Raw genomic sequence first — 24,975 nt, 5'->3', positions numbered from 1 at the left:
TTATTTTGCTGATTTTCAAATATTTATTGACTTTTTAACAAATACTTGTCTGCTAAAAAATGTAAATCTTCTGCTGTATGCAAAGCAGAAATTACAATCCTATTTAACAAAGGACTATCAGGCAAGGGATAGGGAAAACTAGAAATAAGGATATGCTGATGTAAAAAATAACGGTACAAATGAGGATCCAACGACGTAAACACCGGGAAATCGGGAATAAAAGCCAGTTTATCATTCTCCTTCAAAAACCCCGTAAAAGACGCAAGATTATCATGCAGTCGATTAAATGCATCTTGATAAAAGTTTTCTCCATGGATAAGAGCATAGATTGCAGCTGGTGACGGAGGCGATGCACCTCTAAATATCGGGTGTTTTTTTATCTGCTCTATCACTTCATGTCGTCCCATTACAACCCCTGCATCTGTCCCCATCCCTTTTGCCAATGAAGCTACAAGTACCACTTCAACATTTTGGTGCCTGTCCATCAATCCGAAATCGACAGATACAGCATCTCGTTTTACCACTCCAATGCCGTGCGAATCATCCAAAATAAAAAAAAGATGCTTACTGGAATCACATAATTCGACAAAAGGGGCAAAATCATGATAACAAGGAGCTAAGTTATCCAACGTATTAGATACGATCAAAAAGCTGGTCTCCTCTGATGCATTAATATACGCAATAGTGGCGTCACGCCAATCTTCAAACGAACGTCGATCAGGCAACATCGCATCTATCCATAAAGCCGGATGCGCACCAGGAGCATACAATACTTCTTTCTGTACCGACAATGTACGAACAGCCACCTGAGCAGCTAAATAGCCACTAGAAAGCAGTCCAACCGCAGCAAAACCAAACCGCTTAGCCAAAACAATCTCGGCATCATCATATATACCCAACTGCACATTGTTGGAACGTGAAGTCCCGTTGTTCAAGCCATAGGTATCTATCCCCTGTTTGTACAACTCGATGTAGCCGGGATCATCCAACAAGCCCAAATAGGCTGTTCCTCCAAAAAAATAATATTCCTCTTTGTCTTTAGTTACTATCCTTCCAGTGGGTTGATGCAACTGCTGAAATGCTGTCATATGGACTAAGTTAAATATTTTATTATAAATCCAAATGCTCTACTAAAAACAATCAATACAGCTTTGATTCACTATTTTTCCTCTTCCTCAATTCCAAAAGCATTTAAATACTTCATTATATAATGATCTTTCTCTTTCGATTTATACTGCTGAATGTATCGTGGATGTTCTAAAACGACGATCTCCCCAAATAAACTCGCCTCGTTGTTCAATATTTGGATATACTTTGCATTTTTCTTGCCTAGGACAAAGACCTTGGATACCTTTAACCCCATGCTTACGTGTTGTTTCAAGGACGACAACATAAATCGCTTCACATCTTTGAACAACTGGGGAGCATCATAATAATTCGCGTTAACCCAAGTCCCCGGCTTTACCTCGCGTACGATGGCCAATGGAAAAGGAGAGTTAATATAAAATCTGTTATAGAAATCGTCTGCCCCTCCATAAGCTTTAATCATATCATACATAAAAACTGAAGAAACTTCATGCGTATGGGCTGATACCATGGGAATATCGCACACACTAGACAATCGTTTTGTATCGGTAAACGGAACACCCGTGACCCCAGCGCCATGTCTACTGGGATTAATCCCTATAATAAATTCCCTTCGCTGTGTATCACCATAATATTTTCTATAGAACTGCTGCATAACGACCATGGTTTCTGGATTATCTAAATAAGGGTTCATAACCTGAAATCCATCTGGAAGCCTACCTGTATAACACAGTCCCTTATTAAATTCAATTATCTTATCTGCAAAACATCTTTCCATAAATCTCTTTTGTTACTGGCAAATTACGGAAATTATTAAAACCTCTCTAACAACCAACATATCCAATTCGCTAATTCTTAATCGATCTACTCTTGCCAGCATACCAGCTTTTTATCACCCCAACAAACAAAACGGACTTTATATTTGTATCTTAGTAGACATTAAAAACATCTGCATATGCGATTATTTTATTTATGCACTCTACTTTTAAGTGCAGTATCTATTTACTCGGTCCGAGCACAGCAAAAACAAATTCTATTGGAAAATGTCCGAATATTGGACCAACAAGCACAGTCTCTTACCGCACCCAGTCATGTATTGATTAATGACGGTATCATCCAAAAGATTAGCACATCGCCAATTCCGGTTAGCGACAAAGAGGTTGTAAAAATCAACGGCGCGGGAAAAACCCTAATGCCGGGGTTGATTGATGCCCATGTCCATATGGTATTTGGCTCACTGACTATGCCCCAAATGGTAACAAACGACCTTTCAGAAGAGTTCCTCGTAAACACGATAGGCCAATCTGCCCATAATATGTTAATGCGCGGTTTTACCAGTATCCGAGACGTTGGAGGCCCTATATTCCCACTCAAGGCTGCCATTGACGCAGGCAAACTACCTGGCCCTAGAATATGGCCTTCTGGAGCCACCATCAGTCAAACAGCTGGTCATGGAGATTTCAGAACACCTGATGAAAAATCACGCCGTTTCTTTGGCGTAGTATCTCGTGCTGAAAGATATGGAGCAACCTTTATTGCGGACGGAAGGGATGAGGTACTAACCGCGGTTCGAGAAAATCTACGGTTTGGAGCAAGTCAGATAAAACTGATGGCTGGAGGTGGAACGTCTTCCGCTTACGACCCTGTAGACGTGACCCAGTATACATTGGATGAAATGAAAGCTGCAGTAGAAGCTGCTGAAGATTGGGGAACCTATGTAACTGTACATGCTTATACCCCCCGAGCCATCCGACGTGCGATCGAAGCTGGTGTAAAGTGTGTGGAACACGGTCAGTTGCTGGACGAAGAAACACTAAAACTCATTGCCGAAAAAGATATTTGGTTAAGTCTCCAAAACTTAGTAGACGACACACCGGACATGGATCCACAACGAATAGCAAAACGCAAGCCCGTAATCGAGGGACAGGAAAAAGTATGGCCTCTAGCAAAAAAACATAATGTTAAACTAGCATGGGGAACAGATTTCCTTTTTGAACCTGAGCTTAACGAAAAACAAAACGATTTTATTTTGCGGCTACAGAAGTGGTTTACCAATGCTGAAATCTTAAAAATGGTAACACAGGATAACGCCGAACTATTACAGCTTTCAGGACTCAGAAGCCCTTACCCAGGCAAACTGGGGATAATTGAGGAAGGCGCACTGGCTGACATCTTATTGGTGAATGGAGACCCATTAAAGGATCTAAAATTGATAGCTAATCCTTCTAAAAACTTTGTTGTCATTATAAAAGACGGGAAAATATACAAGAATACGCTGAAGAAGTAACTTCTTTTAAACACCATATAAAAAAGGTCTCTCCTTAATTAGAGAAACCTTTTTTATATCAAATACTCCAGTCTATAAATACTTGTTCTTTTTTAGAAACTCCATCCAAACACTGTATCCATCGGGTAACAGATGAATACCATCTCTAGTATACTTACTATCAAGGATATTGTCTCCATGATGAAAAAGGCTATATAGATCTATAAAACCGGCACACTTACTATCCCCTATAAGCTGTAGCTCATTATTCAGTTTCATTATAGTATCCGCTTTATTTCTATAACTAGCTCCTTTTAATAAACTGTCATTCAATGGAAGTATCGATTGAATATATAAACGTGTCTTTGGTGTACCTTTTCTAATCTTATCCACAATCTTATTATAATTTTCTAGAATCAAGGTGTTATCCCATTGACGACTTCCTAAATCATTTATTCCTATCATTAAGAATATTTTCTCAGGCTTACTCTCAATGATCTCATCGAGCCTAGCCAATACACCAAATGTATTGTCTCCACCAATGCCTCTGTTATAAACCGCCTTATCAGGAAATAAACTCTTCCAGTTTCCCTGTTCTGTTATACTATTACCTAAAAAAATGATTGCTTTCTTGGGCAGAGGATCTGTTTTAAACAATTCCATTCTCTTTTTAAAATGATCACTTTCATGAAATGTGCCGTGTCCGTTTCTGACATTCTCTAACTGAACCTCGAAAAGCAGTTTTTTGACCATAGACTTTTGTTCATCTGAAAGCACTGCATTATATTTTAAAAAAGCTTCATTGTATACTTGTTTGTTTTTAGCTGCTATTTCATCTACACTTAAACCAACATTATTTTTAATATCGGATAGTTTTAAATCCAGCTCCGACCGTATACTTTTAATACTGTTTCTTTGGTCCAATGTCGCTTCTATTTTGTTCAACACGACATCTGAATAGTAATTTAAAGACTGTTTTTGCTGCGCTTGACCACGTACGATAAAAGCCAATAAAAAAAAGCTTAGCAATACGATTATTTAATGTTTCATAATGTTATATTTTAAAAATTAATATTTTCTATATTCAAGCATTACCTCCACAACGGATGTTGTTCAAGGGCTCTATTCAGTTGGAACTCACGTAATGGGACAGGATAAACAACATGTTTGTCCGTAATATTTAGAAAGCTCGCATTCTGGTACGTAATATTGGGAAGCTCAGAATTCATTTGACCAAGTATAATCTTCATGTTTTTCAATAGTATTCCCCATCTGATCAAGTCATGTCTTCTCAATGCTTCAAAACACAATTCTCTAGAACGCTCCTCCTGAAGAGCCTTCATGAAACTGTCTTTATTCGAGGTTTGTTCCAACTCCAGATCAGCATCTTCAATCTGAGTTAAAACTGGTGTAAGAACCGCTCCGGAACCGCTCCCGGAAAAGGTTATCGTTGGTAACGTTGTATATTTTTCTCCTGGATTTGTAATAATGACTGACTTTATAACGCCGTTCACAACTGTCAAAGTCGCTGTTGCAGATACCCCTCCGCCATTTACAATACTGATTTTCGAGCCTGTATTATAACCCGATCCTCCATTGATAACATTAATTTCCTTGATACTTTCAGACACATTCCCTTTTCCATTTAGAAACTTGCCATACCCTCTTCTTCTCACCTGGTTAACATAGTCAATTGATTGCGCCGTGGGAACCCCACCGTTTATATGTGCATCAGCTTCAGCATACATCAGCAACACATCAGCAAATCTTAACAAGGGAAAATTAATAGGTGTCGGTTGGGTAGATTGAGGCTTAACAACTTCATATTCCCTTCTATATTTAGCCGAAGATCTTAAATATTGTTGTGCAGGGGTAGGAAATATCACAGCAGGGACTTTCGCTCCTGTTGTTGTATTATATGTAAATGGTGCTATATTCCAATCTCTTCTTAAATCATATATCGAATACGACCGATACAAATTTGCTGTCACAGATATTCTACCAAAAGAATAGCCAATACCATTTATTGTACTTTGATTTCTAATTCCGAGAAATGAGCCCACATACCCAGCTTCCAATCGACCATCTGAATTGTTCCCCCAAAACTCAACCTCCCAAATACTTTCTTTAAGATCATACTCATCTCTCGCATATCTGATAAAGATATCTCGGTAATCGTTATTAAGCTCATGCCCCGCCGAAGCATCATCAATAACCTGCTTTGCCCAAAATCTAGCCTCCTCGTATTTATCGGCCCCTACAGGCTTGCCAGACATATGTAAACAAACCCTAGCCAAAATCCCCCGAACCGCAGACTTACTAACCCTCCCCGCATTTCCAATAGTTTGAATAGGATCGACCAAGGCCTCAGCCTCTTTCATATCTGCCAATATTTTTTCATAAATATCTTTAGCCGAGCTAGCAGGGATATCGATAGTTTCAGCATCTTTGGTAGGTTCTAATATCAAAGGCACATTTTCAAAATTCTGAACCAACATAAAATAATAGTACGCTCTCAAGAAAAGAGCTTCGCCTCTTATTCTATCTCTAAATCTCTGGTCAATCGCTTCGTTATTATTCACATTGGCCAATAACACGTTTGCTCTTAACACTCCATTGTATAATGTCCCCCAGAAATTCTCCAAAAGATTATACCCCTCTGTAAACGAATAAGTTTCCAACCCAACAGGTAGCGCTCCAAAATAAAACCCTTCATCTGCCTGGGTATTCTGCAATATTAATAGTTGGGAACCATACAAGCGTGTCGAACCTAACACATCGTAAACTCCATTCAAAAAGGAGTTCAAATGGTCCTCAGTCTTGAAGTAATTTGAATTAGATAAAAAATCCTGAGGTTTGGTATCTAAAAACTTTTCACAGCCGCCTAGGACTAATAACAATATAGATAGTATTGTAGTACAAAAAATCTTCTTCATAATCTTAAAATTTAGCGTTTATACCAAAAACAAATGTTCTCGCCTGTGGGTACGCAGAGTAGTCCAGCCCTGAGGTCAATACCGTATTTCGCACGGCCACTTCTGGATCAAAACCGCTATAATTGGTCCATGTAAGTAAATTTTGCCCTGAGACAAACAATCTTAAATCTGCTAGATACAACTTGTTAATCACTTTTGGTAAAAATCTATATCCCAACGATACCGTTTTCAATCGTAAAAATGAACCATCCTCTACCACTCTCGTTGAATGGAATCCCATAGGCCCCTGTCCCCAAGTCCTAAACAGTTTATTATTTTGGTTTTCTGGAGTCCATCGATCAACATACGTTGCGTATTGGTTCAAATCTGTCACACCTAGCCCATTTCCCTCTAGCACTAACCTATTAGCATTGTATATCTTATTACCATAAACCCATTGAAGAAAAACACTTAAATCAAAATTCTTATAGGCAAAATTGTTGGTAAACCCTCCGATATGCTTAGGCTGTGGGTTACCTATAACAGTTCTGTCTTTGTCGTTAACGTAACCGTATCCATTTAAATCAGCGTACTTAATATCACCAGGTTTAATAAATGATTTATCATTGCCATAGTAAGGTACACCTGCCTTAAGGACATACTCATTAGCAGTCACTTCATCAAAATCGGTATATTGATAATTCCCTAACCATTCGTATCCAAAGAGTTGCCCTGCAGGTTCTCCTATTTTAGAAATAAACAAATGTTCGTTATAATTGGCATTAAAGAGAATGTTGTTGGTCATTCTTTCTTGATTTCTCGCCAACGCTAATATCTTATTTCGGTTGAAGCTAATGTTAAAATTTGAATTCCATGAAAACTCTCCTACTTTATAATTTGCAGTAGTTAGGCTTATTTCAAGCCCCTTGTTTTCTAGCTCTCCAACATTCTGATAAACGCTCTGATAGCCTAAAATCAAAGGGAGATCGGCTCGCAAGATCAGGTCTCTTGTCGTCTTTTTATACAAATCAACAGTAAGCTCTATCTTATTGTTAAAAAGCCCTAGATCATACCCCAAGTCTATCTGCTCTGATTTTTCCCACTTAAGACCATCATTACCTAATTCGTTGGGGACTATCCCTTTGGACGGTATTCCATTTCCAAATGAATAGGCAGCATACATAGGTAACGAGTAACTAGGCAAATAACCAAACTCACTTACCCTATTATTCCCCGTCAATCCGACACTTGCTCTCAGTTTAGAATTAGAAATAAAAGAAACGTTCTTTAAAAAGCTTTCTTCTTTAATGTTCCAAGAAACTGCCGCTGAGGGAAAATAAGCCCATCTATTTTGAGGAGCAAATTTTGATGTCCCATCTGCTCTAAATGTTGCCGTAAAATAATATTTGGATAGATAATTGTAATTTAGCCTTCCAAAGAAAGAGGCTATTGTAAAATCTGACCTTGCCGACTTACTATCGTATTCCGTACCCTCTTCTATTCCTGACATGCCAAGTTCTTCGTTGGGAATATCTTGGACTAGGATTCCATAAAGATTACTTTTTGTTTTTTGGGAAGAAAATCCGACCAACGCGTCTACCTTGTGCTTCTTAATGAATAACTTATTGTAGTTTAATGTATTTTCATTAGACCACACGTCTGTTTCCATATTCGTTAAATCAGCTTGCACTCCCCGGTTATTTTGAGGGATAGGAAGTCCACGAGGAGTCTTGGAGTTATAAAAATTTTCGTACAACCGTGTTGTTTTCGCAGTATTTACTGTCGTCTTAAAGAAGAGACTTCTATTAAATGTATAAGTCAGGTGGGCATTTATAGAATTAGCATTTATAGTAGCATGTTGATGAGAGTTTTTTGCTAGCGCGACAGGATTTACCCTCCGAGTATTGGGATCATCCGGATTGGAAACATCATCCAACGTTAAATCCAGGTCATCTCTCCCTGACACCGGCCTGTATCCCCAGGCACTGTAAAACAAATAATTGGATGGCGAAGAAGGAAAATCAGTCGTTGGTAAAGCCGTCTGAACGCCATAGTTTTTAGTATTACTAAAATTAGTCGTTACTCCAAATTTGATTTTACTACTTAAAGAATGGTTCAATGTGAGCCGAGCTTGCTTTCTTTCAGTTCCAGTATTAATCACAATACCATCTTGTGTATTCAACGAACCCGATAGCGCAAATTGAGTCTTGACGTCACCACCTCTTGCAGCAATATTGACAGAATTAAAAATACCTTCGCGAAATACTTTATCTTGCCAATCTGCGGCTGGCGCGCCTTTATAAGAATCTAGTGTTTTACCATTCTGGAAATATCTAAATTTCGCGACTTCAGGGCGAAGTTCATCTTGATACTTCACAAAGTCATAAGCATCCATAACGTCGACAGTTTTTCGGATTTGCTGAAATCCTGTATTGGTATTCACCGTAACGACGGTCTTTCCTGCTTTGCCCTTCTTTGTTTCAATCACTATAACACCATTAGCAGCCCTCGCTCCGTAAATCGCTGTTGCAGAAGCATCTTTTAATACGGATATAGACTCTATATCATCATTATTAATACTTGAAGAATGAAAATCCTCTAACGGAAACCCATCTATCACATAAAGTGGCGAAGGGTCTTGAGTTAAGGAGCCCGGCCCTCTAATAATTACATTAGGCAATTCTCCTGGCTGACCATCTCCTGTCTTTATCTGGACACCAGCCACCCTCCCTGCCATTGCATCCATAAAGTTAATCGTTGGGGCTAACGTCAATTCTTCGACCTTTACGGTCCCCACGGAACCTGTCAAATCCTTTCGGGTTTGCGTACCGTACCCTATAACCACCATTTCCTCGAGATGATTTACCTGATCCTTAAGTATTATATTAATCGTTTTTCGACCCGAAACAGAAATCTCTTCTTTCTGAAAACCAAGAAAGCTAAACACGATAATAGAATTACCATTGTCCACAGTTAGTGAGAATTTTCCATTTTCATCACTCAGTGTTACCTTCCCAGCATTCTTCTGCATAATACTCACACCTCTCAATGGCCTTCCTCTTTGGTCAAGAACAGTACCAGTGACCGCAAATGACTGTTTAGATTCTATTACAGGGTTTACTTTATTGCTTTTTATGACTATCGTTCTTCCCTGTATAATATAATAGAGACCTTGTCCCTCCAGGATTCTATCCAATGCTTCAGATATAGACTCTTTTTTAAGACTTAGACTTATCGGCTTAGCCAATTTAAGAACATCCGAACTAATCATGAAGTTATACCTTGTCTGTTTTTGTATTTCAGCTATCACTCCCTTTAAGGAAGAATTAGATACTCTTAAATCTACGGTCTGACTAAAGGTTTCAGCTTTTATCTGGGAAAGAGCAAATAAAAGAAAAATAAATATCAACTTCATTCTTAACATTATTGTTTTCAGGCCATAGGGATTTACCCCAAACCTGAAAGTCTTGTGAATTTTGTACATTTGACATGATTTAAATTATAATAGGAAATTTTAGATCATTATTTTACTGTACCAGATGTTAGCTGCATCTGGTACATAATGAAATTTTACTTTATGCTTTATTTATTTGGTTGTTACGATTATCCTCCTTTCTTTTCCAGACGCTTTGTCTGTTATGATTTCAAACTTAGTTTTACCGGTTAGTTCTATACTTTTCAATATTTCTTCTATCGCGACCGTCCGCTCAAGTCTACCATAATACAAATAATCAGAGGATACCTTCCCTACATATTCAACTTCAACACCATACCATCTACTAACTTTTTCAAGAATTGACTCCAAATTCTCATCATCGAAGGTAAACAAGCCATTTTTCCAATCAATAACGGATTCTACATTTACTTTCTTAAGCTCAATAGTGCTAGATTTTGTGTCAATCCCCATTTGTCCTGGTTTCAGGATCACTTTTGACCGTACCCCTTTCAACTTAACAGAACCTTCGACCAAGGTCGTCCTAGTGATGTCTTTGTCATAGCCATTGACATTAAAAGCTGTCCCCAATACCTCCACCTCACTCTCATTAACAATTACCCGGAATGGCTTCAATTCGTTTCTTTCAACATCAAAATACGCTTCTCCCGATAGCTCAACCTTTCTTTCTGACGACGCAAAAACTACAGGATATTTTAGCACAGACCCTGCATTCAACCATACAATGCTCCCATCGGACAATACGACCTTATAGCTCATGCCTTGTGGTACAGACAAGGTGTTATACCTCATCGCCCCAACTTCATCTGACATCTCTGTATACACCAATTCCTTGTGTGCCTGTCTAGTAATCAGCTCGCCTCCCTCGGTATATATACTCCCTATAGTAGAATCACTTAACGATATCTGTTCTCCGTCACTCAATGTAAGCAATGGCGCTAATACATTTTTCCTTTCTAGTCTCTTAGTTGTTACTATAGTTCGTTCCACTTCCGTATCCCTACCAGTTTGATACAGACGAACAGAAATAGAAAACAACACAAGCAAAGCGACACAGGCAACTGCATATTTTTTCCAGCTGAAGCGTATTACCTTTGCTTTATTAATATTTATTTGTTGTCTTATTTTGACCAAGCTGTTTTTTTTGAAAACCTCTTCATTTCCCATTTTTTCCGCATGCCAATAAGATATTGTATCAATGGAAAAATCGTCCTTATAATTTTCTAAGGTTTCCAATTCCTCAACAGAACACTTCCCGTCTAGATACCTTTCATATAGCAAAATGTATTCTTCTCTCGTCATAACATAAGGGTAAACATTGGGATCAATATAATTCACCACCATTATATTTAATCCTCTTCTTCCATAAAGTACCTGATTTACTCACGCACACACATTATTTTTGTTTTTTTATTTTTTACATATTTTATGTACTTTGGACGCCCTATCCTTTATAGACATTTTTTATGACCGACTTAGAATTATGGGAATTAATTAAATTGGATGACAAGAAGGCATTTTCACAGCTTTTTAACAGGTACTCTGCCCGAATATACGCGAAGGCTTACTCATATTTAAAAACATCAGCAACCTCGGAACAGATAGCGCATGACATTTTTATCACAATATGGAACAATAGAAAGACATTGGAGATTAAATCCTTTAACAATTATATTACTGCAGCAGCACGATACAGGGTCTACAAACACATATCATTAAACAAAGCAATCCCTATTGATTACAAAGAAAATATAGAAGACCTCAACTCGTTCAAAAGCGTATCTAACCTAGGCTACAATAATATCACCTACGAAGATTTAGAAAAAGAAGTGAATGGTTATTTGGATAGTCTACCTAAACGTTGTAAAGAAATATTCTTATTAAGCAGAAAGTATTTTTTGTCAAATGATGAAATTGCAACTAAGCTTGGTATTTCAAAAAGAACAGTGGAAAACCAAATTACCCATGCTCTCAAACATTTAAGAATTTCATTGAAGGATATTTGCATATATCTAATTATCATTGATGGAGTACAGAGACTCCACCAATGATAATCGGGCCGACGTTTTTTGCCCCCACTAAACACTGCAATACAACACTTTAAAAACCTGGAGTGATAATATACTTTCCTTTTTTACCTTCAAAATATAAAGTATTCTTATCTTCTTCCACTTTAGTATCTATCAACTTGTTTTTTTTATTCTCATAATACACATTCCAGCCTCCCCCCTTCAATCCTGTTAAAACAATATGATTGTGTTTTCCTTTAGGTATTTCTATCTCGAACTCCTTACCAATAGGATGTTCGAGCCTATTCATACTAACAATATGATTCTCCACCACCACGACATAACTGACTTCCGTCTTAAAATACTTTACGGCCATAGGTCGTGCTCCTTCTGATGTCATTTGAAAAACTGTTAGAAAATCGTCTTCCTTATTTTCTACTTTGCGACTGAGTATGATACGATGGCCTTTTGTCTCTGCTAAATGGGAGAGAGGAGGAGTTGTTTTATAGTTAAAAGAATTATGGACTGAGTCTCCGCTCAAAACTTGGATATCTCTTTCTGAAAAAGAAGGAATAAGGGTATTTATATGAGTTTTCCCTATCCTCCCCCCCCTACTATTCGTAAGTATCACATTTCCGTGATCTATTACTGGTTGATTTAGTGCGTTAACTTGCCAGTATTTTTTGAATGACGAATCACTAGAACGCATCCTATCGCTAAGAATTATTAATGCAGGAATATCCTGCCTGTCCAAGTTCAAAAAACAAAAGCTTCTTACATATTTTTCTAATTTATCATTTCCGTATGCTGTTGTTAAATCTGCAGAGAAGAAACTATAATAAGGCTTTAGCTTTTCGGGACCATAATCTGCAGACAGGACCTTCCCGTTGCTAAACCAACTATCGCTCTGAACTTCTTCTGGTGATTTTGGAAACCTTTGATTAAACTTGGTTCCCCCATCATTGGCCTTCGCTCTTGTAAAGTTTTCGGTGGGATCTACAATAAGCATCATACTATGCGATATAGACCGCTTATTGAAATTGAAGTCATAAGGTGTACCATAGAACCTATAAACTCCTAAATCACCAAACTGCAGACCACGATAATACAATTGAACAGCCCCAGCATCACTATGCTGGTGATTACCAAAATGATATCCACCTCCCTTAATTTCAGCAATCACATCATTACTATTAGCATTTATCTCCCATCCTGTCCGTGCAATCATAGATCCTAACACTGGTCCGAAATCCATGGTCAATGGCAACGAATCTCTGTTTTTTGAGGCAGTCAATTTTGGATCATTCAACAGTAGAAATAACACTTGATTATCTAAAATCCCTCCCTGCTTCTCGAAATCTGCTTTGAGTACAGGATCATCTGCATATGTATATGCTAGTAACGTAAATAAAGGTGCTTTCCAATAATAGGGAGCTCCATTTGTTGATGTTCCAAATCCATCACCATCTCTTAACATTTCTCCATCCGGCAACCTTGTATACAGCCAATACTTGCTGACGTCTTTTATATTATCATCAAAAACAGCATTTCCTGTCATCCGATAAAAAAGCCATGCTGCATGTAAATCCCATGTAAACCTATAGGAGCCATAATTCACCCCCTGATTGTGCCTTGGCGATTGATACTCAAATTTTCTCATGGGTACGAGTTGCTCCAAGATAGCGTAAGAAATATACTTATAAGGATCCGGATTCTCATCATAGATAGCGATACTCATTGATAGGAGGTCCCGACAGACCTGTGCCTCGTTGCCATGCCCATTAATAACACTCTGTAAAAATGGAGGCCAACCGATTTCCATGTCATCCGACAATCTCATCAAATTCTGTACGAATATAGCCCGTTCCTCTTCTTTGATGATTGTATAACACCAGTCGTACACCAATGAACTTATATATATCGTTCGACCAATCTCTCGGGTTATATCTAACAAATTTCCGAACTCGACATGTGAAATATAGTTCTTCATTAATTCCACCGCCTCTCGACCAACCTTCTCATCACCAGTCATAAGGAAGTAGAAAGCTTTTGCTTCCGCAGCTTTTTCTAATTTTTCATCAAAAGATATTTCTCCAGATGATACTATCTTAAAATCGTAAGTCTTAATCGCCTCAGCTCTTACTCTTTCCCATTTTGCCTTATTTTCTCCTTGTTCTAACCTTTCCTTCACAAGAGTTAGCGATTCTGAATTTACCCACAACCTAGGCCTGGACTTGGGAGGCAATACCTTGGGTTGATAATTTTCAGCTGACTGAGGAACCACGGGCGGCACATAAGTTCTTAGAGTGATACTTTCCAAAATCACACCTTCAGGTAACCATAGTTTAACATTTCTACTATCTCCTCCAACATTGAACTTACCTGACGCTTGTTTGGAGGGCTGCTTATCCAATTCCCAAGGAGCAAATATGACTCGCTTTGTTTTGCTTTGGTTCTCGAATTGAATGGTCACGAACAGGGACTCAAATTTTGTCTTGGCTTCTGCCAATACTTTATCTCCTATTTCATTACTATATGCCTGCGTAGTCACAACATACCGACCCGGCTTAACCTCACTCAAATCAATAAACACATCTGCCTCTCTATCTGTCTTTTTTATTCCTTCTCGGAGGAAAACACCTTTCCTGCTAGCTATTCTTTCTCTTTCAATAATATCAACATTTCTGTTATCCAGCCGCATTTGATCAACATGAAATGTATATGTATCCATATTCGCTTTACCCTGTTGACTCTCGGCTCTAAAAGATACTATTAGCAATAGCAATATCGCTAATAACTTATTCATAGTTTGTATGTCCATAATTCTATTTATTGTTCACGTTAATAATGAAGTACCCATTATTCAAAAAGACACACATAAAAAATAGAATTCTATTAAAAAGAAACGTTTCAATTTAAACAAAAAAACACCTACATTCCTGTAAGTGTTTAATTATGAAGTGACCCCGCTGAGGCTCGAACTCAGGACCCACAGATTAAGAGTCTGTTGCTCTACCAACTGAGCTACGAAGTCAATAGGACAAATGTAAGTTCTGCATTTTAAAATGTCAATATTTTTTTAATTATTCTACAAACTGCAGTCCCAACCATACACTTATTATGGAGACTTTTTATCCTGCTCTTCAAAAACGACGTAGCTTATCACATAATAATGAGGCGAATTATCAAACAGCGCCTTGGCCTCTAATATATTGGAAGACAAGTCGGCTGCTGCGCAAGACCTTTCGATACGATGTGTCTTATCAACCCAAGACGAGGCGTACACAAGTACAGGAATTTCCTGATTTAATTTCCAATCTGTTTTACTGTAACTTCTCCAGCTATATCCCTGTCCATGCCGCGTAAGATGCTTTGTAAGCTTAATCCCTTGGAGTGCCCCGATATACGTCTCTACTTTCAAATAGACAAGACTGTCCATATCTTTTGCGAAGAAAGTAATCTGATCTATATAATCTACAGAAACCTTATTCGTAAAGGGGTCATTATTTTTATAATAGCGATAAGTATTATCATTCATCACTCCTACGCTCCTTCTTTTCACAATTTCACCGTCCTTGTATTCGGTAAGAATTATATCAAATTGATACGCCTTATCAAAGGGTTTTAGCAAAATATTAAAAACATTTACTCCCGCTAATTCCAAAGCTTTTAGAATCTGGACTTGACTAATATGATTCGCATTATATCGATTATGCTCATCCTGTCTTTCAATAGCAGTACGTTGATCTTTTTCATATTGCTGACCAAATATAGATACAGGAACCAAGCATAAAAGCAAAAAGAAAAATCGCTTTTTCATGGATTTATTATTATAGACCGTATTAAGCCATAAATATAAGCAGAAAATACATTCCACCCATGATTTCGATCTGTCAACTATTTTTGTTTAGCTTGCCTGATCAGATCCAGTGCCAGCACTGTCTTTTCCTCCAATCCATCTATTTGCTTCGGATCAATTAATTTACTGCCCATACCTACGGCACAAACCCCAGCCTCAAACCATGACTTTAAGTTATTTATTTCAATATCTACTCCTCCTGTTGGTATAAACAACTGTCCTTTGAACAAATCTTTTATTGCAGACATAAACCCTGGCCCAAGTATATTGGCAGGAAAGAGCTTTATCAATGCTGCATCATATTCCTGTGCACGATAAATCTCAGTAGGGGTCATACATCCTGGGATCCAAAGTAACCCAGCTTCATTCACCAATGTGGCTACCTCAGGATTAATTATTGGCGAGACAATAAAATCAGCCCCCATGTCTATAAAAAGAGCAGCCTCTCTACTATTCTTTATGGTACCAATTCCAAGATAAAGCCCAGACATCTCTCGGTCTCTAACAGATAGGAGTTCTTTAAATACATCCTCAGCTTTGTCGCCTCTATTGGTAAACTCGAAAACCCTTACACCTGCCTTATAAAGCGTTCTTACAAGTGCAACAGATTCATCAACTTTATCATTATAAAATAAGGGCAATATACCTTGTTTTAATATAGCTTCTAACACCTCTTTTTTCTTGTTCATTTCTTTATTCTTTTTTGAATATCAGTGATCGAAGAATTCGTCGCATCACTGGCTATAAATAATTTATCGAAAGCTGCCGCAGTAGCCAACTCTAGTGTACTATGCATATCCATCTCCTGGTATAAGCCGTATATCAATCCAGCCATAAAACAATCTCCACTGCCGACCCGGTCAACAATCTCTTCAGCTAAGTACTCTGCGGAAACCAACAGTTTGTCTTCTCCGAAAAAAGTCGTGAAATATTGAATTCCCTTTTCCAGATAATCAAATCTAAATGTATTAGCCACAAACTTACATTGTTCAAATTGTTCGACCAACTCTAAACTTGTCGTGTTAGCTTGCTCTTCGAGCAATGTGCGCGGATAATTCGGCTTCGCTGCTCTCAATTCTGGATTTAATGAAGTCCCCAACATTTGTTGCGCGGCCCAGACATTGCCCATAATAAGATCAGAACAAGCTGCCAGCTCTGGCATTACCTCTATCGGTTCTTTTCCATATTTCCACAACTTCGAGCGATAATTAAGGTCCAGAGAAACAAAAACATTCTGACGATTAGCTTCTCTTACCGCATCAAGGCATATATTGGCCACCTCCTGAGATATTGCAGGACATATGGCAGAAAAATGAAACCAAGACACCCCTTGAAATATGGTTTCCCAGTCTATATCGGAAGGATGTAGACTAGCAAATGCTGAACCGGCTCTATCATATATCACTCCTGCGTGCTTTACATCTTTTCCCTTCGGCAGATAATACAACCCCAAACGATCTCCTTTCAACAGCATCTGATCCACACCTATACCCCTCATTTTCAAATGAGTCAAAATATCTGAGGTTATATCGTTTCGGGGCATAGCGGATATATAGGCAGAAGGCAGGCCCCAGTTTGCTAAAGCTGATGCTACATTAAGTTCTGCCCCACCCACAAAAAAGGGCAGTGCACCCGCTCCCACCCAATCTTGAGAAAGATCCGGACAAATACGGAGCAGAATCTCTCCAAAATTTAAAACTTTACCATTCATTATTAAAAAAATCTAAAATATTCTCACGCATTATAATAGCTTATATCTTGTACAACCCTCCAGATTCACTCTGTCTCATTTGGCAATCCTCCCTTTTCTACATAAGTTCGGACATCTGTCAATTAGGTCCAAAAAGATTGATTGATCATACCTAGGCCTTAAAAGTAGGCACAAGATAAATAAGATTTGCGGTTATACCTCAATATTAATTACGAAAACATCAGCAACAACTGCCTTTTATTAAAAAAACAACACACAAGATCGCGTTTGATTCACGAAATGTAATTTAACCCTCTTTAACCTTGAAAAAATTGTGAATAAATACTATACAGATGATATATAAAAAACCAAGGCTTGTTAGATGTAGACTTGGTTTTTTGTCTTGGTGATGTAGCCCCGAGCAGAATCGAACTGCTATCAAATGTTTAGGAAACATCTATTCTATCCGTTGAACTACGGGGCCAACCCTCTTGAGGTACACAAAAGTATTATTATCCGAGCGTCAAAACAAGTGCTCATTTTATTTTTATGCAACTCATAAAATATATCTATAAATAAAACAATAAAACTATAGATTTTGACGATAACGTATAGCTATTTTCGATTTATAATTGTCGTAATTATGCGTACCTTTGTAATACAAAAAAAGAAAGATATATTATGAGTTTTACAGGTAAAAATTTTCCGAACATTACAGTTGATGCAATTGATTATTTAGGTGATTACATTTCAATCAATATTTTTGAAAAAGCCCAGAAAGAGAATAAAAAAGTATTATTATTCTGGTATCCGAAAGACTTTACATTTGTATGTCCGACAGAGTTACACGCTTTTCAAGAAGCTGTTGCAGAATTTGAAAAACGCAATACTATTGTGATCGGTGCATCATGCGATTCAAATGAAGTTCACTTTGCTTGGTTGAATACGGCAAAAGACAGTGGCGGAATCGAAGGTGTAGAATACCCTATCATCGCTGATACGAACCGTAATCTTTCAAGTGTATTGGGCATTTTGGAAATGAAAGAAGTGGAGCATCCTGAGTACGGAACATTAGTTGAAGGCTCTGCCGTAACTTATCGCGCGACTTATCTGATCGATGAGACTGGTAAGGTTTTTCACGAGTCCGTGAATGATATGCCATTAGGACGTAACGTTAAAGAATATATCCGCCTAATCGATGCGTATACCCATGTACAGAAACATGGTGAAGTTTGTCCTGCAAATTGGGAAGAAGGTAAAGATGCCATGAACGCTACTCGTGAAGGTGTAGCTTCGTACCTATCAGCAAACTAAGAAATTTCAACTACTTCAGGGGCGGATTTCTTCCGCCTCTGTTATTTAAACACAGACTATTATGTTACAGGAATTAGAAAACGACACCTTACAGGAAGTTGTTAACAGCAACAAAACTGTAATGGTACAATATGCAGCTTCATGGTGCGGTAACTGCCGTATTATGAAACCAAAATTCAAAAAATTGGCGACAGAGAATGAAAACGTGACTTTCATTATCGTAGATGCGGAGAAAAACCCAGAATCTAGAAAACTAGCTAATGTCAATAACTTACCTACATTTGCTGCCTTCAAAGACGGCAAATTGGTAAATCAAGTACAGACAAACAAAATTGAAGGATTAATTGATTTATTAAATGAAGTTACCAGTAATTAAGCACCTAACAGATTTCATCGAACAGAATGATGCGGACTATGTATTAGAAACGATCGAGACATTGGAGGCTTTAACTGAAGTTTCTTCTTTAAAAGACGAAGAGCTAGATGTCATCGGCGAATTAATCTCAAACATGTATGGCGCCATCGAAGTCGATAAGCTAATCAAGGAAGGAACTCCCAAGAAAGAAGCTCTGAATACGTTTATGCAACGTGTGCTAGGCTCAATAGACAAGTAGGAAGTAAACATGAACGAATAAAAGCTCATCTTCTTATATAAAGAATAATTCCACATCGCTTTTGTTTATAACTTGCGCGATGTGGAAAATTATTTTTCAACCGATTGCTTACAATATTGTGCTTTTTATAGTACTTTTACTAGTGTTGAAGGGTTACACCTTAATCTGGTGAGTCGTAACACTATTTTGCCTTTAATATTAGATTAATCGCACACTATTTTAAGACTAAAGATTTTTAATTGTTGGAAAGAGAGCTAAATCATATTTAGCTCTTTTTTGTGACCATAAAAGTCTACTCAACCTCACTACAGACGTAACGTAGACCAAGGTGTTGCCTATATTTACCATAACAATATTACAGTTTACCCTTCCTATAAATTGCTTGTTTTTTAGCCTAAACATGTATATTTAACTATGTTTAGAAAAATATCCCTTTTATTTCTATTTCTTATTTCACTTCATTACGCGGTACGGTCCCAACACGGAAACATGGCTGCCAGTGAGATCATGATCAAACTTCAAAAACTTAATACACTAGGATCGGTACTGTACTTTGCCGCACATCCGGATGATGAGAACACCCGGCTGATTGCATGGCTGGCTCAAGAACGAAAATATAGAACGGGTTACCTTTCCCTGACCCGTGGTGATGGTGGGCAAAATCTTATTGGCACAGAGCAAGGAATAGACCTTGGACTGATACGTACACAGGAGTTACTTGCGGCGCGGTCGATAGATAAGGGTGAACAGTTCTTCAGCTCCGCTTACGACTTCGGTTTTTCCAAGACCCATCAAGAGACATTTGATTTTTGGGATAAAAAAACGGCCTTACGTGAGGCCGTATGGATTATCCGTAAATTCAGACCCGATATCATCATTACTAGGTTTCCTCCAGACAAACGCGGAGGACATGGACATCATCAGGCTTCCGCTATATTGGCACACGAAGCTTACCTTGCTGCCGCTGACCCAAATCAATTCCCGGAACAACTTGCTACTGTATCCGTATGGAAAGCAAAACGCCTTCTATGGAACACAGCTAATTTCGGCGGAATGAACAATACGTCTGAAGACCAACTGAAAATAGATATTGGAGCCTATAGCCCACTATTGGGAGAATCTTATGGCGAGATTGCGGCACGTAGTAGATCACAGCATAAAAGCCAGGGGTTTGGCGCTGCTACTACACGAGGCACAAGCATCGAATACTTTGACTTCGTGGCAGGTGACAAGCCACAAGAGGACCTAATGGAAGGAATTGAAACAAGTTGGAATCGAATCCCTAATACTGCCGACATACAAGTCCAAATCAACAATATTATCAAAGGGTTTGACTACCTAAACCCCGAGAAAAGTATTCCTGCCTTGTTTGCGCTCCGGGAGCAGGTTCGCACAATTGGTGACCCTTACTGGAAAACCCTTAAAACCCAAGAAATCGAAGATATTATTACCGCTTGTGCGGGCATATGGGTGGATGCAACAACCGTATCTAGCCAATACCCTATGAACAAAAGCTTTGCTGTATCTCTTGAAGCCATTGCAAGACGTCCGGGAATTAAAGTCAAGCTTATCAAGACAAGCTTGGGAGAAGTCAATCAAGCACTCGCAACAAACAACACTTGGAACTCGTCAAGCCCTTATACATGGCACCACAATACACAATCCTACTGGCTTGAAAAAGCACATTCGTTAGGAAAATTCGATGTAGAGCCGAAGGATATAGGATTTCCAACAAATGCTAACCGTCCAATAGTCGAATTTACCTTTGACATCGATGGAAAATTACTTCAGAGATCCCAAGCTATACAATATAAAGTCGTTGATCCTGTCCGTGGCGAGATCCACAGCCCTGTAGCCATCACACCCGTCCTTACCGCGGAAGCCTCCTCAACGATTGTCTTAAGTACTAACGGTGAAGAGAAAAACGTAGATATCACTTTTACCCGACATAATAAAGATAGCAACAACTTTATAGTCACCATACCGCAATCTGATGGATGGCAGGTGGTTCCTCAGCAATTAAATTTGGATTTTGGAGAGTCGAATACGATTACCAAACAAATCAGGATAAAACCCTCCTCGGCAAATAGTGATCGCTCTACAATCAACCTGATATGGAATGATCAGGCTTTGAAGTCAATCAAGACCATTGATTATGATCACATTCCCCGTATCACCTGGTTTCCTACAACAGTTATTAACTGTGAGCGTCTTGATCTAGTAAACCCAATCAAAAGTATAGGTTATATTGCTGGTGCTGGTGACCTGGTTTCTAAATCATTAAATGAAATTGGTATAGCAACCACCAACCTAAATGGACATAGTTTATCTGCGCCATTACTCAGGCAGTATGATGCTATCGTAGTCGGCGTACGTTACTTTAATATCAATCCACAGGCTGCCACGACTCAAAAACTCTTGATGGATTATGTAGCACAGGGAGGCGTTGTATTAATGCAGTATAATGTCAACACTAAGCTCATGGCCGAACAGTTAGGTCCCTATCCATTCGCTATATCAAGAGACCGCGTGACACAAGAAGACGCTATTGTACAATTTGACGCTAAAGATATTGCGTTCTCTTACCCCAATATGATTACGGCAATCGATTTTGAGGGCTGGGTACAAGAACGTGGGCTGTATTTTGCAGACGGTATCGATCGGAATTATCGCACACCTCTGTCCATACATGACAAAGATGAACAGCCCAATAAAGGCTCACTCTTGATTACCAATTATGGAAAGGGTAAGTTTGTATACACTTCGTTGGCCTTTTTCAGACAATTACCTGCAGGAGTTCCCGGAGCTTATAGATTATTCGTAAATTTGCTATCAAAAGAAAAGTAATTTTAACATTAGATATGGAAAATCAAGTAAACGATGCTCAACCTATTAATGCAAAAGGTTTAATTTTATTAATTGGCTCTGTATTCGGTGCGCTAACCGCTTTTGCGACTAGTGGATCATTTACAAGCATTATTGGAGGATTAGTAGGAGGTTTTATCTTCGCTGTCTTCTTTAATACAGTGCTTTTACCGCAAAAACCTCATGACAGATAAGGGACTTCCTCCTTTTGTACGTAGCTGGCGCCAATTTTACTGGATTCTGGTAATCTGGCTACTCCTATGTATCGTATTCATGTACTTATTCACGATACATTATTCATGAGTTCTATCGACTGGATAGTGCTTTTTACTACCCTGCTTTTGATTATCGCCTATGGCGTATTCAAAAGCAGGAATATTCGTAACATCAACGGTTATTTACTCGGTGACCGTGAACTCCCCTGGTACAATGTAGGTCTCTCTGTAATGGCCACTCAAGCAAGTGCCATCACCTTCTTATCGGCCCCAGGCCTGGCTTATTCTTCTGGAATGAGCTTTGTTCAGTTTTACTTTGGACTCCCTCTGGCCATGATTGTGCTATGCATCACCTTCGTGCCTATTTTTCATAGGCTTCGTGTATTTACGGCCTATGAGTTTCTAGAAAAGAGATTTGATATCAAAACCAGAGCATTAACCGCTTTCTTATTTCTAATCCAACGTGGAATTTCTACAGGAATTACAATTTTCGCACCTGCTATTATCTTATCGACGATATTACACATAGACATCACCTACACCACCTTAGCGATGGGCAGCGTGGTCGTACTTTATACCGTTTATGGCGGGACAAAAGCGGTATCTTATACCCAACTCTTGCAAATGGGCATTATATTCACGGGACTGCTCGCCGCTGGTTTTATGGTAATACGGCTACTCCCGAGTGACATTGGATTTAGCGAAGCCTTACATATCGCTGGCAAATCAGGAAAGACCAATGCTATCGATTTTACTTTTGATCTAAACAATCAATATACGGTTTGGACAGGTCTGATCGGAGGCTTCTTCCTTCAGCTTTCTTACTTTGGAACCGACCAAAGCCAAGTCGGGCGTTATTTGACAGGATCATCTATTCGAGATAGTAGAATGGGATTATTGATGAATGGTCTTTTAAAAGTCCCTATGCAATTCTGTATCCTATTAATAGGCGTATTGGTCTTTGCCTACTATCAGTATCATACACCACCGTTATTTTTCAATTCGCAGGAAACCAACAAGCTTGAAAACAGCATTTATGCCGAAGATTACGCACAATTACTACGTCAGCAAGAAGCAATTGGATTAAGCAAATCACAAACAATTACAGCACTAACTAAAGCATTGGCAGAGAAGGATAATCTCAATGCAACCATTAAAGGCGAAGAACTAAATGCCCTAAACGCAAAATCGGATGCGCTGCGCCAAGAAGTGATTGGTTTGATCAAGAAAAACGACACAACTGCCGACACGAATGACAACAACTATATTTTCTTGTCTTTTGTTACTTCGACCTTCCCGAAAGGATTTATTGGGCTACTTATCGCCATAATTATGCTAGCTTCTATGGGAGCCACAGCAAGCGCAATAAATTCGCTTGCCTCTACAACGGTCATCGATATCTACAAACGGTTCATCAACAAGGAAGCTTCAGAACGTGCTTATCTGAAAGCCTCTAGGTTGTGCACACTAGGTTGGGGAATTTTTACGGTCATAGTTGCCCTATACGCAAACAAGCTAGGCAATCTCCTAGAAGCAGTCAATATTTTAGGATCTCTATTCTATGGCACAATACTGGGTATATTCCTCGTTGCTTTCTACTTTAAGAATGTTGGCGGCAAGGCTGTTTTTTGGGCCGCAATCCTTACAGAGCTTATCGTTATTGGAATCTGGAAAGCTGATGTCGTTGCCTTTTTATGGCTTAACCTGATTGGCTGCCTACTCGTTATCATCATAGGGCTCTTACTGCAAAAGTCCCTACCAAAAAATACTAAATACTAATAATACTTACGATACAAATCATACAATACGGCTTGATCTTGAGCTGTCAAGACACCATTCACTTCTTTAACAATATACTTTCTCTTAAAAGCACGAATCGCACCTTCTTGATTACGCATATCATACCCCATTATCTTTAAGGCGTCTATTGGGTTGAAATTAGCGGGAGGCATCATGAGATAGTCTTCGTTATACCAAATTCCAAATCCTCTTTCTGCCAATCGTTTCCATGGGAATAAAACACTAGGGTCGTCCTTACGCATTGGGGCAATATCTGCGTGACCTATAAAATTGAGCTGAGGGATCAGGTACTTCGCTTTCAATGTATCCAACAAAATCAATAAGGAGTTTATCTGTGCATCTGGAAATGGCTCCTTCCCATTATTATCCAGCTCTATTCCTAAGGATACGGAATTCAGATCATCAATGTTACCCCATTTTGATTTACCGGCATGCCAGGCACGTTCATAATCATTGAGCATTTGAATGACTTGCCCGTCCCTACCTATTACATAATGGGCACTCACTTTAGAATGTGGCACTTGAAAAGTACGTACGGTCTGCGCAACGCTATTTTGAGCAGTATGGTGTATGATGACGAAATTAGGCTTGCGGAGGTCATAATGTAAAGCTGCTGCCCAATCTGCACCCTTATATATCCCCATACGCTTTTGTTCCACGATCTTTTCCTCTGGGGTCAACTCTCGGAATGCCTGAAAAACAGTTGTGTCTACCGCGTTTTGAACTTCAACTTTTGCTATTTCTTCAACTTCAGTCAAGACCTCTTTAGCTGATAGCCCAACCGGCACATCGACCTTTTTTGCTACGGTTACTTTCTTTGATGTACTGCATCCAATCAGCATAAACAAACTAACTCCTACGACAAACCCCTTCGACAGCATATATTAC

The 24,975-nt window shown here is 38.8% G+C and carries 19 protein-coding genes and 2 tRNA genes; 8 read left to right on the top strand and 13 right to left on the bottom strand.

Going from position 1 to position 24,975, the window contains the following annotated elements; translation table 11 throughout:
- Positions 1-23 precede the first annotated feature (23 nt).
- Positions 24-1,088, bottom strand: a complete 1,065-nt coding sequence (locus M472_RS37085) for a PLP-dependent aminotransferase family protein (protein WP_021071039.1) — start codon at positions 1,086-1,088, stop codon at positions 24-26.
- A gap of 71 nt (positions 1,089-1,159) precedes the next feature.
- Positions 1,160-1,864 (bottom strand): SMUG2 DNA glycosylase family protein, encoded by a 705-nt coding sequence (locus tag M472_RS37080; protein ID WP_021071038.1) that lies wholly within the window; start codon positions 1,862-1,864, stop codon positions 1,160-1,162.
- Between the two features lie 177 nt (positions 1,865-2,041).
- Between M472_RS37080 and M472_RS37075 the strand changes: the two genes are divergently transcribed.
- Complete coding sequence (locus M472_RS37075) at positions 2,042-3,373, top strand: metal-dependent hydrolase family protein (RefSeq protein WP_021071037.1); 1,332 nt, start codon at positions 2,042-2,044, stop codon at positions 3,371-3,373.
- A gap of 72 nt (positions 3,374-3,445) precedes the next feature.
- Here the strand turns inward: M472_RS37075 and M472_RS0122920 are convergent, their stop codons facing one another.
- The 4 genes from M472_RS0122920 to M472_RS0122915 form a co-directional block, all read right to left on the bottom strand.
- On the bottom strand, positions 3,446-4,381 hold the full coding sequence (locus tag M472_RS0122920) for a GDSL-type esterase/lipase family protein (protein WP_021071036.1): 936 nt from the start codon (positions 4,379-4,381) through the stop codon (positions 3,446-3,448).
- A gap of 62 nt (positions 4,382-4,443) precedes the next feature.
- Positions 4,444-6,288 (bottom strand): RagB/SusD family nutrient uptake outer membrane protein, encoded by a 1,845-nt coding sequence (locus M472_RS37070; RefSeq protein ID WP_021071035.1) that lies wholly within the window; start codon positions 6,286-6,288, stop codon positions 4,444-4,446.
- A gap of 4 nt (positions 6,289-6,292) precedes the next feature.
- On the bottom strand, positions 6,293-9,682 hold the full coding sequence (locus M472_RS37065) for a TonB-dependent receptor (protein WP_037458774.1): 3,390 nt from the start codon (positions 9,680-9,682) through the stop codon (positions 6,293-6,295).
- 171 nt (positions 9,683-9,853) lie between these two features.
- Entirely contained in the window at positions 9,854-11,023 is a 1,170-nt protein-coding gene (locus M472_RS0122915; RefSeq protein ID WP_158499922.1) for a FecR family protein, read from the bottom strand.
- Between the two features lie 164 nt (positions 11,024-11,187).
- Here M472_RS0122915 and M472_RS37060 point away from each other — a divergent pair, with 164 nt between their 5' ends.
- Positions 11,188-11,772, top strand: a complete 585-nt coding sequence (locus tag M472_RS37060) for an RNA polymerase sigma-70 factor (RefSeq protein ID WP_021071032.1) — start codon at positions 11,188-11,190, stop codon at positions 11,770-11,772.
- 49 nt (positions 11,773-11,821) lie between these two features.
- Here M472_RS37060 and M472_RS37055 read toward each other — a convergent pair whose 3' ends face one another.
- The 6 genes from M472_RS37055 to M472_RS37030 all read right to left on the bottom strand — a co-directional run bounded on the left by M472_RS37055 (position 11,822) and on the right by M472_RS37030 (position 17,763).
- Positions 11,822-14,536, bottom strand: coding sequence for a hypothetical protein (locus M472_RS37055; protein WP_031301852.1), 2,715 nt, complete (start codon positions 14,534-14,536; stop codon positions 11,822-11,824).
- A gap of 155 nt (positions 14,537-14,691) precedes the next feature.
- Positions 14,692-14,764, bottom strand: a tRNA-Lys gene (locus M472_RS37050).
- 84 nt (positions 14,765-14,848) lie between these two features.
- Positions 14,849-15,550, bottom strand: a complete 702-nt coding sequence (locus tag M472_RS37045; RefSeq protein ID WP_021071030.1) for a DUF5041 domain-containing protein — start codon at positions 15,548-15,550, stop codon at positions 14,849-14,851.
- A 77-nt stretch (positions 15,551-15,627) separates the two neighbouring features.
- Complete coding sequence (locus M472_RS37040; protein WP_021071029.1) at positions 15,628-16,278, bottom strand: beta/alpha barrel domain-containing protein; 651 nt, start codon at positions 16,276-16,278, stop codon at positions 15,628-15,630.
- On the bottom strand, positions 16,275-17,300 hold the full coding sequence (locus M472_RS37035; protein ID WP_021071028.1) for a sugar kinase: 1,026 nt from the start codon (positions 17,298-17,300) through the stop codon (positions 16,275-16,277). Before M472_RS37035 ends, M472_RS37040 begins: the two co-directional genes overlap by 4 nt.
- A 391-nt stretch (positions 17,301-17,691) precedes the next feature.
- A tRNA-Arg gene (locus M472_RS37030) sits at positions 17,692-17,763 on the bottom strand.
- Between the two features lie 197 nt (positions 17,764-17,960).
- Between M472_RS37030 and M472_RS37025 the strand changes: the two genes are divergently transcribed.
- From M472_RS37025 to M472_RS37000, 6 genes are all read left to right on the top strand, one after another.
- On the top strand, positions 17,961-18,593 hold the full coding sequence (locus M472_RS37025; protein ID WP_021071027.1) for a peroxiredoxin: 633 nt from the start codon (positions 17,961-17,963) through the stop codon (positions 18,591-18,593).
- A gap of 61 nt (positions 18,594-18,654) precedes the next feature.
- The gene (locus M472_RS37020; RefSeq protein WP_021071026.1) at positions 18,655-18,969 is read left to right on the top strand and encodes a thioredoxin family protein; all 315 of its coding nucleotides are present in this window, start codon (positions 18,655-18,657) and stop codon (positions 18,967-18,969) included.
- The gene (locus M472_RS37015) at positions 18,950-19,207 is read left to right on the top strand and encodes a DUF6952 family protein (protein WP_021071025.1); all 258 of its coding nucleotides are present in this window, start codon (positions 18,950-18,952) and stop codon (positions 19,205-19,207) included. Before M472_RS37020 ends, M472_RS37015 begins: the two co-directional genes overlap by 20 nt.
- Before the next feature lie 414 nt (positions 19,208-19,621).
- Complete coding sequence (locus M472_RS37010) at positions 19,622-22,054, top strand: PIG-L family deacetylase (protein ID WP_031301851.1); 2,433 nt, start codon at positions 19,622-19,624, stop codon at positions 22,052-22,054.
- A 14-nt stretch (positions 22,055-22,068) separates the two neighbouring features.
- Complete coding sequence (locus M472_RS37005; protein WP_021071023.1) at positions 22,069-22,266, top strand: hypothetical protein; 198 nt, start codon at positions 22,069-22,071, stop codon at positions 22,264-22,266.
- Positions 22,267-22,371: 105 nt separating this feature from the next.
- On the top strand, positions 22,372-24,066 hold the full coding sequence (locus tag M472_RS37000; protein ID WP_031301850.1) for a sodium:solute symporter: 1,695 nt from the start codon (positions 22,372-22,374) through the stop codon (positions 24,064-24,066).
- Here M472_RS37000 and M472_RS36995 read toward each other — a convergent pair.
- Positions 24,063-24,968, bottom strand: coding sequence for an N-acetylmuramoyl-L-alanine amidase (locus M472_RS36995; protein WP_031301849.1), 906 nt, complete (start codon positions 24,966-24,968; stop codon positions 24,063-24,065). The two genes, M472_RS37000 and M472_RS36995, sit on opposite strands and share 4 nt — an antisense overlap.
- Positions 24,969-24,975: the final 7 nt, after the last annotated feature.

Origin of the sequence: Sphingobacterium paucimobilis HER1398, assembly GCF_000416985.1 — a bacterium.
Lineage (GTDB): Bacteria > Bacteroidota > Bacteroidia > Sphingobacteriales > Sphingobacteriaceae > Sphingobacterium > Sphingobacterium paucimobilis.
This window is presented reverse-complemented; position numbering and strand designations above follow the sequence as displayed.